The 14,635-nt window shown below is 71.3% G+C and carries 13 protein-coding genes; all 13 read left to right on the top strand.

Annotated features, from left to right (window positions below; genetic code table 11):
- Window positions 1–20 precede the first annotated feature (20 nt).
- Window positions 21–488 carry a division/cell wall cluster transcriptional repressor MraZ gene (locus ACFSC0_RS20825; RefSeq protein ID WP_377283427.1) on the top strand — a complete coding sequence of 156 codons (468 nt, stop codon included), beginning with the start codon at window positions 21–23 and terminating at the stop codon, window positions 486–488.
- On the top strand, window positions 485–1,417 hold the full coding sequence (rsmH, locus tag ACFSC0_RS20820; RefSeq protein ID WP_377283426.1) for a 16S rRNA (cytosine(1402)-N(4))-methyltransferase RsmH: 933 nt from the start codon (window positions 485–487) through the stop codon (window positions 1,415–1,417). Before ACFSC0_RS20825 ends, rsmH begins: the two co-directional genes overlap by 4 nt.
- On the top strand, window positions 1,414–1,830 hold the full coding sequence (gene ftsL, locus ACFSC0_RS20815; RefSeq protein WP_377283425.1) for a cell division protein FtsL: 417 nt from the start codon (window positions 1,414–1,416) through the stop codon (window positions 1,828–1,830). Before rsmH ends, ftsL begins: the two co-directional genes overlap by 4 nt.
- Entirely contained in the window at window positions 1,827–3,566 is a 1,740-nt protein-coding gene (locus ACFSC0_RS20810) for a peptidoglycan D,D-transpeptidase FtsI family protein (RefSeq protein WP_377283424.1), read from the top strand. Before ftsL ends, ACFSC0_RS20810 begins: the two co-directional genes overlap by 4 nt.
- A complete protein-coding gene (locus ACFSC0_RS20805; protein ID WP_377283423.1) occupies window positions 3,566–5,008 on the top strand; it encodes a UDP-N-acetylmuramoyl-L-alanyl-D-glutamate--2,6-diaminopimelate ligase in 1,443 nt (480 codons plus the stop codon). The genes ACFSC0_RS20810 and ACFSC0_RS20805 overlap by 1 nt, the downstream gene beginning before the upstream one ends.
- Window positions 5,001–6,398: a UDP-N-acetylmuramoyl-tripeptide--D-alanyl-D-alanine ligase gene (locus ACFSC0_RS20800; protein ID WP_377283422.1), complete on the top strand. Its 1,398-nt coding sequence runs from the start codon at window positions 5,001–5,003 to the stop codon at window positions 6,396–6,398. Before ACFSC0_RS20805 ends, ACFSC0_RS20800 begins: the two co-directional genes overlap by 8 nt.
- Window positions 6,398–7,513, top strand: coding sequence for a phospho-N-acetylmuramoyl-pentapeptide-transferase (gene mraY, locus ACFSC0_RS20795; protein WP_377283421.1), 1,116 nt, complete (start codon window positions 6,398–6,400; stop codon window positions 7,511–7,513). Before ACFSC0_RS20800 ends, mraY begins: the two co-directional genes overlap by 1 nt.
- A gap of 19 nt (window positions 7,514–7,532) precedes the next feature.
- The gene (murD, locus tag ACFSC0_RS20790; RefSeq protein ID WP_377283420.1) at window positions 7,533–8,948 is read left to right on the top strand and encodes a UDP-N-acetylmuramoyl-L-alanine--D-glutamate ligase; all 1,416 of its coding nucleotides are present in this window, start codon (window positions 7,533–7,535) and stop codon (window positions 8,946–8,948) included.
- Window positions 8,945–10,111 (top strand): putative lipid II flippase FtsW, encoded by a 1,167-nt coding sequence (gene ftsW, locus ACFSC0_RS20785; protein ID WP_377283419.1) that lies wholly within the window; start codon window positions 8,945–8,947, stop codon window positions 10,109–10,111. Before murD ends, ftsW begins: the two co-directional genes overlap by 4 nt.
- Window positions 10,112–10,125: 14 nt before the next feature.
- Window positions 10,126–11,223, top strand: coding sequence for an undecaprenyldiphospho-muramoylpentapeptide beta-N-acetylglucosaminyltransferase (gene murG / locus ACFSC0_RS20780; RefSeq protein ID WP_377283418.1), 1,098 nt, complete (start codon window positions 10,126–10,128; stop codon window positions 11,221–11,223).
- 163 nt (window positions 11,224–11,386) lie between these two features.
- Window positions 11,387–12,811 (top strand): UDP-N-acetylmuramate--L-alanine ligase, encoded by a 1,425-nt coding sequence (gene murC / locus ACFSC0_RS20775; protein ID WP_377283417.1) that lies wholly within the window; start codon window positions 11,387–11,389, stop codon window positions 12,809–12,811.
- Window positions 12,808–13,713, top strand: coding sequence for a UDP-N-acetylmuramate dehydrogenase (gene murB, locus ACFSC0_RS20770; RefSeq protein ID WP_377283416.1), 906 nt, complete (start codon window positions 12,808–12,810; stop codon window positions 13,711–13,713). The genes murC and murB overlap by 4 nt, the downstream gene beginning before the upstream one ends.
- A 299-nt stretch (window positions 13,714–14,012) precedes the next feature.
- Entirely contained in the window at window positions 14,013–14,624 is a 612-nt protein-coding gene (locus ACFSC0_RS20765; protein WP_377283415.1) for a pyridoxamine 5'-phosphate oxidase family protein, read from the top strand.
- Window positions 14,625–14,635: the final 11 nt, after the last annotated feature.

Genomic DNA, 14,635 nt, shown 5'->3' with positions numbered 1-14,635 from the left:
GTGATGGGGCGGCAGGCGGGATGTTTCTCTCGACCTTCGAGAAACAATTGGACGCCAAGCGGCGCCTGGTGGTGCCGCAGGATTTCCGCGCCCTGGCCGCGGGGCCCTTCGAGGGCGTGTTCTGCTTCCCCTCCATCGAGGCCGACTGCATCGAAGGCGGCGGCAAGGCGCTGTTCGACCGCTACATGGGCGTGATCGAGGAGCTGGATTTCGGCGATTCCCTGCGCAGCGCGCTTGAGACCTCGGTGCTCGGCGGCATGGCCAAGCTGTCCTTCGACACCGCCGGCCGGATCACCCTGCCGGAAAGCCTGTGCGACATGTTCGGCCTCACCGACTGGGTGGTGATCGTCGGGCTCGGCGACCGTTTCCAGATCTGGCAGCGCGAGGCCTTCCAGGCCCACCGCGCCGCCCAGCGCGAGCTGGCCCGCGAGGGCCTGGCCCAGCTGCGCGCGCAGCAACGCGCCGCCCGCGCCGGAGGGGCCCAGTGACCAGCCCCCACGCGCCCGTCCTGATCGACGAAGTGGTCGAGGCCCTCGAGCCGGCCGCCGGCAAGACCATCGTCGACGGCACCTTCGGGGCCGGCGGCTACACCCGCGCCTTCCTCGCTCGCGGCGCCCGCGTCGTCGCCTTCGACCGCGACCCCACCGCGGCGCGGTTCGCCGAGGGCCTGGATCCCGAGGCCTTCCGGCTGGTCGAGGCGACGTTCTCGCGCATGGCCGACGAGGTGGGGGAGGGGGCGGTCGAGGGCGTCGCCCTGGACCTCGGCGTCTCGTCCATGCAGCTCGACGAAGCCGAGCGCGGCTTCTCGTTCATGCGCGACGGGCCGCTGGACATGCGCATGGGCGGGGAGGGGCCGACCGCCGCCGACCTAGTCAACGAGGCCGATCCGGCCGAGCTTGCGCGCATCATCTTCGTCTACGGCGAGGAGCGGCAGTCGCGCCGCATCGCCGCCGCCATCGCCCGCCGGCGCGCGAGCCAGCCCTTCACCCGCACCGTCGAGCTGGCGGAGTTCATCGAGCAGGCCCTGGGCGGGCGTCGCGGCGCGAAGACGCATCCTGCGACGCGTGCGTTCCAGGCGCTCAGAATCGCGGTCAACGAGGAGCTTTCCGAGCTGGAGGCGGGACTTGCGGCGGCCGAACGCGCGCTGAAGCCCGAGGGCCGGCTCGCCGTCGTCACTTTCCACTCGCTGGAAGACCGCATCGTGAAGAGCTTCCTGGCCGAACGCGCCGGAAAGACCCCCGCCGGCTCCCGCCACGCCCCGCCCGCCGCGCGTGGGGCGGAGCCGAGCTTCCGCCTGCTGTTCAACGGCGCCCGCGCCCCCTCGGAGGCCGAGGTCGCGGCCAACCCCCGGGCCCGCTCGGCCAAGCTGCGCGCCGCCGTCCGCACCGAAGCCCCCGTCTGGAGGAGGGCGGCATGAGCCTGCTCGATCGCAAGGTCCGCGGCTTCAAGCTGGTGGACGTGGTGGCCCTGGGGCTGCTGGCCGCGCTGGTCCTGGGCGTCTACCTGGCCAAGACCATCGCCGGCCGCGAGCGGGCCGAGATCGCCCGCATTGAGCGCCAGATCGCCGCCGAGCGCGGCCGCATCCGCCTGCTGGAGGCCGAGGTCAGCCACCTGGAGCAGCCGGCCCGGATTGGCCAGCTCAGCCAGGCCTATCTCGGCATGGTCCCGGCGACCGCCAAGAACGAGGCGACGACCGAACAGCTCGACGAGATCGCCGAGAAGGCCGCCAAGGCCAAGCCGAAGGCCGCCGCGCCCGCCAAGCCTGCGATCGCAGCCCCGCCGCCGCCCGCCGCCGTTCCGGCCGCGCCTGTCCTGGAGGCCGGCCAATGACCGTCGCCCATCCCGGATACGAGGGGCCCCCGCGCCGGCGCTGGCTGACCGGCGGCTTCTGGAGCCTGGAGCGCGCCTTCGAGCGCGCGCGCGCCTCGGACAAGGCCGAGGACGACACCCGCATCCGGATCTTCTTCCTGCTCGCCCTGTTCGCCTTCGCCTTCGCTTCGCTGGCGATCGGCGCGACCCGGGCGGCGGTGTTCTCCGGGCTGGACCAGGGGGGCGGCTACCGCTGGGCGACCGCCGCCCGCGCCGACCTCGTCGACCGCAACGGCCGGATGCTGGCCGCGGACCTGCTGCACTACGGGCTCTACGTCGACCCGACCGAGGTCTGGGAAGTGGAACAGACGCGCCGGCTGCTGCTGACCCGCGTGCCGGAGATGTCGCCCGCCAGGCTGGACAAGGTGCTGCGCTCGGGGCGCCGCGGGTTCGTGTTCGGCGGCCTCAATCCGACGGAGAAGGCGAAGATTTACGAACTGGGCCTGCCCGGCGTGAGTTTCGAGCCGGAGCAGCGCAGGATCTATCCGTTGGGCCAGACCGCCGCCCACCTGATCGGCTTCTCGGACACCGGGGGCGAGGGTCTCTCGGGCGCCGAGTTCGCGCTGAACCAGGCGGTGCGCGGCGCCAAGCCCGGTTCGACCGTGCCGCTCTCGATCGATCTTCGGGTCCAGGCCGCCCTCGAGGAGGAGCTGTTCAAGACGGCCCAGATCCACTCGGTGAAGGGCGCCGTCGGCATCGTGACCAACGTCCATACGGGCGAGGTCCTCGGCCTGGCCAGCTGGCCGACCTACGACCCCAACGAGCCGGGGCGCGCCAGCGCCGACGCCCTGACGAACCGGGCCGGCGCCTCGGTCTACGAGATGGGCTCGATCATGAAGGTCTTCTCGGTGGCCATGGGGCTGGATTCCGGGACCGTCAACATCGGCTCGGTGATCGACGCCTCCTCGCCGCTGAAGATGGCCGGCCGGTCGGTGCGCGACTACCACGCCGAGAACCGCGCCATGACGGTGGCGGACGTCTTCATGCACTCGTCCAACATCGGCACCAGCCGCATCGCCCTGATGGCCGGGGCGAACACCATGCTGAAGTACTACAAGGACTTCGGCCTGCTGGAGGCCGCTCCCATCGAGCTGCGGGAGTCCGCCCGGCCGATCACGCCCAGCAAGTGGGACCCCAACACCCTGGCCTCGGCCTCGTTCGGCCACGCGATCTCGGTGACGCCGCTGGCGGTGGCCGCGGGCATGGGCGCGGTGCTGAACGGCGGCACCTACGTGCCGCTGACCATCAAGCCCGTCGCCGACGGCGAGCGGCCGCGGGGCCGGCGGGTGATCAGCGAGGAGACCTCCAAGGCCATGCTCGACCTGATGCGCGCCAACGTCGTGCACGGGACCGGCGGCAAGGCCAACGCCGAGGGCCTGCGGGTCGGCGGCAAGACGGGCTCGGCCGAGAAGCCCGGCCGCGGCGGCTACCAGCGCGACAAGCTGGTCGCCTCGTTCGCCGCCGTGTTCCCGGCGGACGGGCCCCTGGAGGCCGACCGCTACTTCGTCCTGATCATGATGGACGAGCCGAAGGGCACCAAGGAGACCTTCGGCTTCGCCACCGGCGGCTGGACCGCGGCCCCGACCGCGGGCCGCGTGATCGACCGCATCGGCCCGGTGCTGGGCGTCCAGCGCGTGTCCGATCTCGCCGAGCCGGACCTCGTCGCCGCGGGCAAGCTGGCCGGAGCCGAACGCTGATGGCGCGCAGGCTTTCCGAACTGGTGCGCCGCGACCTGGCGCAGGACCCGGAGATCACCGGCGTCACGGCCGACAGCCGCAAGGTGAAGCCGGGGTCGCTGTTCGCCGCCCTGCCGGGGACCAAGGTGGACGGCCGCGCCTTCGCCCAGCAGGCGCTGGCCCAGGGCGCCGCGGCGGTGATCGCCGAGGCCGAGATCGAGGGCGCGAGCGCGCCGACCATCGTCACCCCCGACCCGCGCCGGGCCTACGCCCTGGCGGCGGCGGCCTACTTCGGCGCCCAGCCGGACGTCTGCGTGGCGGTGACCGGCACCAACGGCAAGACCTCGGTCGCGACCTTCTGCCGGCAGATCTACACCCGCCTCGGCCGGAAGGGCGCGAGCATGGGCACCCTGGGCGTGCGCACGGCCGACGAGCAGCTGACGCCGCCCGGCCTGACCACGCCGGACGCCGCCGACGTCGCCGAGCTGCTCTCCGAGCTGGTCGGCAAGGGCGTCACCCACCTGGCCCTGGAGGCCTCGTCGCACGGCATCGACCAGCGCCGGCTGGACGGAGTGAAGCTGACCGCCGCCGGGTTCCTGAACCTCACCCAGGACCATCTCGACTACCACGGCACCATGGAGGCCTACCTGGCCGCCAAGCTGCGCCTGTTCGAGACCTTGCTGACCCGTGGCGGGACGGCAGTTCTGAACGCCGACTCCGACGCCTACCCGGCCTTCGCCGCGGCGGCGGTGCAGGCGGGGCATACGGTCTTCTCGGTCGGCGAAAACGGCCAGGGGCTGAAGCTCGTCGCCCGGGAGCCGACGCCGGAGGGCCAGCGCCTGACGATCGAGGCGGAAGGGAAGACCTACCAGGTCGCCCTGCCGCTGGTGGGCGGCTACCAGGCCTCCAATGCCCTGGTGGCGGCGGGGCTGTGCATCGCCACCGGCGAGGACGTCGCCGCCGTGCTGGAAGCTCTGGCCCATCTGGAAGGCGCGCCGGGCCGGCTGCAGCGGGTGGGGCGCGGGCCGAAGGGCGGCGAGGCCTACGTCGACTACGCCCACACCCCCGACGGCCTGGAGACGGTGCTGAAGGCGCTCCGGCCCCACGTGCGCGGCCGGCTGATGGTGGTGTTCGGGGCCGGCGGCGACCGCGACCGCGGCAAGCGGCCGATCATGGGCGAGATCGCCGTGCGGCTGGCCGACCTGGCCATCGTCACCGACGACAATCCCCGCACCGAGGACCCCGCCGCCATCCGCGCCGAGATCCTGGCCGGCGCAAAGGGGGCGCGCGAGATCGGCGACCGGCGCGCGGCGATCCGGGCCGCCGTGGCCGAGCTCTCCGACGGCGACGTCCTCATCGTCGCCGGCAAGGGACACGAAGAGGGCCAGACCATCGGCGCCGTGGTTCACCCCTTCAACGACGTCGCCGAGGTCCGCGAAGCGCTGGAGGCGGCCCGTGGCTGAGCCCCTCTGGACCGCCGACGAGATCCTCGCCGCCACGGGCGGGACGCCGCAGGGCGCGGGCTTTTCCGCGACCGGCGTCTCCATCGACACCCGCACCATCGAGCCGGGCGACCTGTTCGTGGCCCTGGCCGGCGTGCGCGACGGACATGAGTTCGTCGACCAGGCGCTGGCCAAGGGCGCCGCGGGCGTGCTGGTCTCCCAGGCCACCAACGGCGCGGGCGTCGTCGTCGAAGACACGCTCAAGGCGCTGGAAAAGCTCGGGGAAGCAGCCCGCGTTCGTGCGCCGAAGGCGCGCCGCGGCGCGGTCACCGGCTCGGTCGGCAAGACCAGCGTCACCCAGGCGATACGCGCCGGCCTGACGCTGGCCGGTCCCGCCCACAGCTCGGTGAAGAGCTACAACAACCACATCGGCGTGCCGCTGACGCTGGCCCGGATGCCGCGCGCGACGCAGCGGGCGGTGTTCGAGATCGGCATGAACCACGCCGGCGAGATCGTCCCGCTGTCGCAGATGGTCCGCCCGCACGCGGCGGTGATCACCACCGTCGGGCCGGTGCACGTGGAGAACTTCCCCGACGGCGAGACGGGCGTCGCCCGCGCCAAGGCGGAGATCTTCGCCGGCCTGGAGCCTGGCGGCCTGGCGGTGCTGAACGCGGACAACCGGTGGTTCGACCTCCTGAAGGCGGAAGCCGAGAAGATCGGCGCCCGCGTGGTCACCTTCGGCACGACCGAGGGCTGCGACGCCCGGCTGATCGACTTCCAGCCCGCGGCCGGCCACGCCCTCGTCCAGGCGCGCCTGCACGGCAAAGGGCTCGACTTCCCGATCCTGCAGACCGGCTTCCACTGGGGCCTCAACAGCATGGCCGTGCTGCTGATGCTGGAGGCGCTCGGCGTCGACCTCTCCGACAGCCTGGCCGCGCTCGGCAGCTTCGAGCCGCTGGAGGGCCGCGGCGCCGAGACCGAGGTGAAGATCGCCGGAGGGGCCTTCACGCTGATCGACGAGAGCTACAACGCCAACCCGATCTCGATGGCCGCCGCGTTCAAGACGCTGGGCGCGCGCAAGACCTCGGGGCGGCGGATCGTCGCGCTGACCGACATGCTGGAGCTGGGGGCCGAGGGCCCCGCCTTCCACGCCGGACTTGCGGCCCCTCTGGAGCAGGCCGGGATCGACCTCGTGTTCTGCGCCGGGCCGCAGATGAAATCCCTTTTCGACGCACTTCCACCGACTCGGCGAGGCGCGTACGCCGAAGACGCGGCGACGCTGGCGCCGCTGGTCGCACGGGCCGCAGAGCCCGGCGATCTGGTGATGGTCAAGGGTTCGAACGGGTCGAAAGCCGGGGTGGTCGCCGCCGCCCTGAAGGCGCTCGGCCGCGGACCTGGGGAGGGCGGCTGATGCTCTATCTGCTCTACGAGCGCTTCGGGCAGCAGTACGCCGACGCCTTTCCGCTGCTCAACCTTTTCAAGTACCTGACCTTCCGGACCGGCATGGCCATCTTCACGGCCCTGTTCGTCGTCGTGGCCATGGGCAGCCGCTTCATCCGCTGGATGCAGGCCAAGCAGGGCAAGGGCCAGCCGATCCGCAAGGACGGCATCGAGCGCCACGTCATCGAGAAGGCCGGCACGCCGACCATGGGCGGGGTGATGATCCTGGCCGGCCTGCTGATCGGCACCCTTTTGTGGTCGGACCTGTCCAACGTCTATGTCTGGGCCGCGGTGATGGTCACCGGCAGCTTCGGCATCCTCGGCTTCCTGGACGACTACGCCAAGGTCACCAAGCAGAGCACCGAGGGCGTCTCCGGCAAGCTGCGGTTCGGCATGGAATGGCTGATCGCCATCGTCGCCGTGCTGCTGATCGTCCAGTTCGGCGGCCGCCCGCCCGAGAGCCCCGACCTGCCCACCTCCATCGCCTTCCCGTTCTTCAAGGAGGCGCTGTTCGACGTCGGCTGGCTCTATGCGCTGTTCGGCGGCTTCATCATCGTCGGCGCGGCCAATGCGGTGAACTTCACCGACGGCCTGGACGGCCTGGCCATCGTGCCGGTGATGATCGCCGCGGCCGCCTTCGGGGTCATCGCCTACCTGGTCGGCAACTTCGTCTTCGCCGAGTACCTGCAGGTCCACTTCGTGCCGGGGGTCGGCGAGGTGGCGGTGTTCTGCGGGGCGATGATCGGCGCCGGCCTGGGCTTCCTCTGGTACAACGCCCCGCCGGCCAAGATCTTCATGGGCGACACCGGTTCGCTCGCCCTGGGCGGCGGCATCGGCGTGGTGGCGGTCTCGACCAAGCACGAGATCGTCATGGGCATCATCGGGGGCCTGTTCGTCCTCGAGACGCTGTCGGTGATGATCCAGGTCGCCTCGTTCAAGCTGACGGGCAAGCGGGTCTTCCTGATGGCCCCGATCCACCACCATTTCGAGAAGCTCGGCTGGTCGGAGAGCACGGTGGTGATCCGCTTCTGGATCATCGCCTTCATCCTGGCCATGCTCGGCCTCGCCACCCTGAAGTTGCGGTAGGGGAGGGCGTCGTAGCGTCATGATCCCGGTCCGCGGCTTCGAAGGCAAAACGGTCGCCGTGTTCGGCCTGGCCCGCACGGGCCTGGCGGCCGCGCGCGCGCTGCAGGCCGGCGGCGCCGAGGTGGCGCTGTGGGACGAGAAACCCGCCGCCCGCGAGGCGGCCGCAGCCGAGGGCCTGCCGGTCGTCGACCTGACGACCGCCGACTGGAGCCGCTTCGCCGCCCTGATGCTCTCGCCCGGCGTGCCGCTGACCCATCCGGCCCCGCACTGGACCGTCGAGCGGGCCCGCGCCCACGGGGTCGAGATCCTCGGTGACATCGAGCTGTTCGCCCGCACCGTGAACGCCGCGCCCGACCACAAGCGGCCGAAGGTCGTGGCGATCACCGGCACCAACGGCAAGTCCACCACCACCGCCCTGATCGCCCACATCTGCGCCAGCGCAGGCCGCGACACGCGGATGGGCGGCAACATCGGCGTCGGCGTCCTGGGCCTGGAGGACATGCACGGCGGCGCCGTCTACGTGCTGGAGATGAGCTCCTACCAGCTCGACCTGACCTCCAGCCTCAAGCCCGACGTCTCGGTGCTGCTGAACATCTCGCCCGACCACCTGGAGCGGCACGGCGGCATGGAGGGCTATGTGGCCGCCAAGCGCCGGGTCTTGCTGAACCAGGGCAAGGGCGACACCGCGGTGATCGGCGTGGACGATCCCTGGGGCCAGCGGATCTGCACCGAGATCACCGCCGCCAACCGCCGCACCATCGTGCCGATCAGCGCGTCGAAGGCCATGGGCCGGGGCGCCTACGTCCTGCAGGGCCTGCTTTACGACGCCACCGGCGAGCGGGCGGTCGAGGTGGCCGACCTGCTGCGGGCCCGCTCCCTGCCCGGCCGCCACAACTGGCAGAACGCCGCCGCCGCCTACGCCGCCGCGCGCGGCCTCGGCATCTCGCCGGAGGAAGCCGCCGAGGGGCTGATGAGCTTCCCGGGCCTGGCGCACCGGATGGAGACCGTCGGGACGATCGGCGCCGTCCGCTTCGTCAACGACTCCAAGGCCACCAACGCCGACGCCGCCCGCCAGGCGATGTCGAGCTATCCCAAGTTCTACTGGATCGCCGGCGGCCAGCCGAAGACCGGCGGCATCGACGCTCTGCAGGATCTCTTTCCGCGCATCGCCAAGGCCTACCTGGTCGGCGAGGCCGCTCCCGCCTTCGCCCAGACGCTGAAGGGCAAGGCGTCCGTCGTGCAGAGCGGAACCATCCCCGCGGCCGTCGCCCAGGCCTACGCCGACGCGGCGGCCAGCGGCGAGGACGCCATCGTGCTGCTCTCGCCGGCCTGCGCCTCCTTCGACCAGTTCGCCGATTTCGAGGAGCGCGGCGAAGCCTTCCGGGCCGCCGTCCAGGCGCTGATGCACGCCCCTGCGGGAGCCGTCGCTCGATGAAAGCCAATCAGGCGCACGCCTTCGCCCGGTCCGATCGGTCCAAGGTCGGGATGTGGTGGTGGACCACGGACCGGTGGCTGCTGGGCGCGGTGGCGATCCTCCTGGCCCTCGGCGTCCTCCTGTCGTTCGCGGCCAGCCCGGCGGCGGCGGCCCGGATGAACGTCGGCGACCCCTTCCACTTTGCGGTCCGCCAGAGCGTGTTCGCGGCGGCGGCGGCCTTCGTGCTGCTGTCCGTCTCGATGATGGACGTGCGGGGGATCCGACGAACGGCCTTCTTCGTCTACCTGATCTCCATCGCGGTGATGATGGCGCTGCCGTTCATCGGCCACGAGGCCAAGGGCGCCACCCGGTGGATCCACATCGCCGGCTTCACCTTCCAGCCGTCGGAATTCATGAAGCCGGCGCTGATCGTGCTGGTCGCCTGGATGTTCGCCGAGGGTCAGAAGGGGCAGGGCGTGCCGGGCGTCTCGATCGCCTTCGCCCTCTACGGCCTTTCCGTCGGGCTGCTGCTGATCCAGCCGGACGTCGGCCAGACGGTGCTGATCACCGTCGCCTTCGGCGCGGCGTTCTGGATGGCCGGCGTGCCGCTCTCCTGGGTGATGCTGATGGGCGGGGCGGCCATCGCGGGCCTCTCCAGCACCTATTTCCTGTTCCCCCACGTGGCGTCCCGCGTGGACCGGTTTCTGAAGCCGGAGCAGGCCGACACCCACCAGGTGGACCGGGCGGCCGAGGCCATCGCCGCCGGCGGCCTGTTCGGTCGTGGACCGGGCGAAGGAGTGATGAAGCGCCACGTGCCCGACCTGCACACCGACTTCATCTACTCGGTGGCCGCCGAGGAGTACGGCCTGATCTTCTCGCTGCTGCTGATCTGCCTGTTCGCCTTCATCGTGATCCGCGGCCTCTACCGCGCCATGAAGCTGACCGATCCTTTCGAGCAGGTGGCGGCCGCGGGGCTGTTCGTGCTCATCGGCCAGCAGACCTTCATCAACGTGGCCGTGAACCTGCACATGATCCCGACCAAGGGCATGACCTTGCCGTTCATCTCCTACGGGGGCTCGTCCATGCTGGCGATCGCCCTCACCATGGGGATGGCGCTGGCGCTTACGCGCCGCCGGCCGGGCGCCTACGTGCATGACGGCCTCGGCCAGAACGCCTTCGCTTGAGTTCGAAAGGTCCGATGGGCAAGACGGCCGTTGTCGCCGCCGGGGGCACCGGCGGCCATCTCTTCCCCGCACAGGCGCTGGCCGAAGCGCTGGCCGCCCGCGGCTGGCGCATCGTGCTGGCCACCGACGAGCGGGGGGCCGCCTACGCCGACAAGTTCCCGGCCGATGACCGCATCGCGCTGTCCGCCCGCACGGCCAAGGCCGGCGATCCCATCGGCATGGCCCGCGCGGGCCTGGCGGTGGCGCAGGGCGTGCTGCAGGCGCGCAAGGCGTTCCGCACGCTGGATCCGGCCGTGGTGGTCGGTTTCGGCGGCTATCCCAGCCTGCCGGCCCTGCTGGCGGCGATCGCGCAGAAGCGGCCGACCCTGATCCACGAACAGAACTCGGTGCTGGGCCGCGTAAACCGCTACCTCGCGCCGAAGGTGGACCGCATCGCCTGCGCCTTCCCGACGCTGATGAAGGCCGATCCGAAGGCCAAGGCGCGCGCGACCGTGGTGGGCAATCCGGTCCGCCCCGAGATCCGCGCCCTCTTCAACACGCTCTACCAGGCGCCCGAGCCCGGCGGCCGGATCCGGGTGCTGATCACTGGCGGCAGCCAGGGCGCGCGCCTGCTCTCAGAGCTCGTGCCCCAGGCGATCGCCAAGCTGCCCGAGCCGCTGCGCATGGCGCTGATCGTCCAGCAGCAGAGCCGGCCGGAGTCGATGGACGTCGCCCGCCGCACCTACCGCGACGCCCTCATCGAGGCCGAGATCGCCCCCTTCTTCCGGGACATGGCCGGCCGACTCGGCCAGGCGCATCTGGTCATCGGCCGGGCCGGCGCCTCCACCTGCTGCGAGCTGGCCGTGGCGGGGCGGCCGGCCATCCTGGTGCCGCTGAAGATCGCCACCGACGACCACCAGCGCTACAACGCCCGCCTGCTCGAGGAGGCCGGCGGCGCCGCCGTCGCGCTGGAGGACGAGGTGACCGTGGACTCCATGGCCGGCGCGCTGAACGCCCTGCTGAAGGATCCCGAACGCCTTGCCCGCATGGCCGCCTCGGCCAAGTCTGTGGCCCAGCCGGACGCGGCCGAGAAGCTCGCGGACCTGGTGGAAGAGACGGCGAGGCTGCGCTGAATTCAATGCCGCTCATCCCCGCCGAGGGATGGGTGACAGGTAGGGCTTGCGCCCAACCAGTCACCGACGCTCTCCAGTGACTGGTTGCGCCGGGACGGCGCTACCTGTCACCCCGCCCGCTGCGGACCTAGTCGTCCGGACTGACGCGAGCTAGGAAGGCCCCATGACCCGCCGCCCCGTCCCCTTCGAGATCGGCCCCGTCCACTTCGTGGGCATCGGGGGCATCGGCATGAGCGGCATCGCCGAGATCATGCTGCGCATCGGCTATCAGGTGCAGGGCTCTGACCTGAAGGCCAGCGCCAACACCGAGCGGCTGGCGGGCCTGGGCGCCAGGATCTTCATCGGCCAGGACCGCGCCAACGTGGAGGGGGCCTACGCGGTCGTCTATTCCACCGCGGTCAAGCCGGACAATCCGGAGATCCTCGCCGCCCGCGAGCGGCGCGTGCCCTTGGTGCGCCGGGCCGAGATGCTGGCCGAGCTGATGCGGCTGCAGTTCTCGATCGCGGTGGGCGGCACGCACGGCAAGACGACGACCACCTCGATGGTCGCGGCCCTGCTGGACGCTGCGGGCCTCGACCCGACCGTGGTCAACGGCGGGATCATCAACGCCTACGGGACCAACGCCAAGGTCGGGCAGGGGGACTGGATCGTCGTCGAGGCCGACGAGAGCGACGGCACCTTCCTGCGGCTGAAGTCCACCGTCGCGGTGGTCACCAACATCGACCCCGAGCACCTGGACCACTACGGCGACTTCGAAGCCGTGAAGAAGGCCTTCCAGGACTTCGTCGAGAACATCCCCTTCTACGGCTTCGCGGCGGTCTGCACCGATCACCCGGAGGTGCGGGCCATGGCCGCGCGGGTCGAGAACCGGCGGCTCGTTACCTACGGGACCAACCCGCAAGCCGAGGTGCGGGCCGAGAAGATCTCCATGGGCGCCGACGGGGCCCACTTCGACGCGGTGATCGCCCCCCATGGCGACGAGGAGGCCGCGCGAATGGCCGACCTCCACCTGCCGATGGCCGGGCACCACAACGTCCTGAACGCCCTGGGCGCCATCGCCGTGGCCCGGGAGCTGGGCGTGCGGGAAGAGGCGATCCGCCGGGGCCTGCTGGGCTTCGAGGGCGTCAAGCGCCGGTTCACCAGCGTCGGCGTCGTCGACGGGGTGCGGGTGATCGACGACTACGGCCACCATCCGGTGGAGATCGCCGCCGTGCTGAAGGCGGCCCGGGCGGTCACCAACGGCCGGGTGGTGGCGGTCGTCCAGCCGCACCGCTACTCGCGCCTGAAGGAGCTGTTCGGCGACTTCTGCAACTGCTTCAACGACGCCGACGTGGTGATCGTCGCCGACGTCTATGCGGCCGGCGAGGCGCCCATCGAAGGCGCCAGCCGCGAGGCCCTGGTCGAGGGCCTGCGCCGCCACGGCCACCGCCGGGTGCTGCCGCTGGAGGGCCCGGCCGACCTGGCCCGCGTGGTTCGCGAGGAGGCCCGCAGCGGCGACCTGGTGGTCTGCCTGGGGGCCGGGGACATCACCAGCTGGGCCTATGCGTTGCCCGGCCAGCTCGAGCAGCTGGGCGCGGCCGCCGAATGAGCTGGAAGGACGATCTGCCCGCCGTCCGCGGCAAGCTGCTGTTCGACGAGCCGCTGGCGCCCTTCACCTGGTTCCGGGTGGGCGGCCCGGCCGACGTCATCTTCCTGCCGGAGGACGAGGACGACCTCTCAGGCTTCCTCAAGGGCCTCGATCCGGCCGTGCCGGTGACGCCGCTGGGCGTCGGCTCCAACACCCTGGTCCGCGACGGCGGCGTGGAGGGCGTGGTGGTCCGTCTCGGCGGGCGCGCCTTTGCCAAGGTCGAGGCGCGGGGCGAGTCCACCATCTTCGCCGGCGCGGCGGTGCCCGACGCCATCCTGGCGCGCGAGGCGGCCAAGGCCGGCATCGCGGGGCTGGAGTTCTACCGCGGCGTGCCCGGGTCGGTGGGCGGCGCCTGCATCATGAACGCCGGCTGCTACGGCTCGGAGACTAAGGACGTCCTGGTCGAGGCCTATGCGGTCACCCGGTCCGGCGAACGGATCACGCTCTCCAACGCCGATATGGACTTCAGCTACCGCAAGTCCGCCCGCGCGGCGAAGGGCGACCTGATCTTCACCGGCGCCCTGTTCAAGGGGCGTCCGGACGAGCCCGCCGCCATCACCGCCCGCATGGACGAGATCACCGCCCGCCGCGAGCAGACCCAGCCGATCCGCGAGAAGACCGGCGGCTCCACCTTCAAGAACCCGCCCGGCCACTCCTCCTGGAAGCTGGTCGACGCCGCCGGCTGGCGCGGCAAGCCGTTCGGCGGGGCCATGTTCTCGCCCCTCCACGCCAACTTCCTGATCAACACCGGCGAGGCCACCGCCGCCGACCTTGAAGGCCTGGGCGAAGCCGTCCGCGCCGACGTGAAGGAAAAGCTCGGCGTCGAGCTCGAGTGGGAGATCAAGCGGATCGGGCGGGGCTAAGCTCCTTCCTCCCCTGCGAAGCGGGGGAGGGGGACCGCCCGCCGAAGCCGGCGAAGGCCGGCTGAAGAGCGGGTGGGGGAGGGGGCGAGCCGCCTGCGCAGTGCTTGGAAGGGTGCAGGTTTGGAGCGGTCCACTGCGCCGCGCCTGGGGCTTGCCCTTTCCACCACGCGCTCTTCAGCTGGCCTTTGGCCGGCTTCGGCCCGTGGTCCCCCTTTCCCATGAATGGGAAAGGAAAGCGGCGCGTTCGAGACTCGTGTGATTGCGGCTAAGGTCGGCCCGAAGCGACAGGGGAGCGGCCGATGACCACCATCGACACCATCGAGCAGCTGGAAGCCATCTATGGGCCGACCAACGAGGCCTCGTTGGTGAAGGTCGCCGACCATGTCACCGAGCAGTACCGGGCCTTCGTCGAGGCCTCGCCGTTCGTGGCTTTGGCGACCAGCGGGCCGGAGGGGCTGGATTGCTCGCCGCGGGGGGACAGGCCCGGGTTCGTGCGGATGCTGGATGCGCAGACCCTGGTGATGCCCGACCGCAAGGGCAACAACCGTTGCGACAGCCTGCGGAACATCGTCCGCGACCCGCGCGCGGCCTTCCTGTTCCTGATCCCGGGCTCGGGCAACTGCCTGCGGGTGAACGGGCGGGCGCGGCTGTCGATCGATCCGGAATTGCTGGCGAGCCTGGCCGAGGAGGGCAAGCCGCCGCGCAGCGCCATCGTGCTGACCACCGAGGCGGTCTACTTCCAGTGCGCCCGGGCGATCGTCCGCTCGCGCCTCTGGGACCCGGACGTCCAGATCGATCCCAGGAGCCTGCCGACCGCCGGCCAGATCCTGGCGTGCATGTCGCAGAACCGCGTCGGCGGCGAGGCCTACGACCGCGAGTGGCCGGAGCGGGCCAAGGCGAGCCTCTGGTAGCCCTCGCCAGG

The organism is Phenylobacterium terrae, assembly GCF_042681205.1.
Classification (GTDB): Bacteria; Pseudomonadota; Alphaproteobacteria; order Caulobacterales; family Caulobacteraceae; genus Phenylobacterium; species Phenylobacterium terrae.
This window is presented reverse-complemented; position numbering and strand designations above follow the sequence as displayed.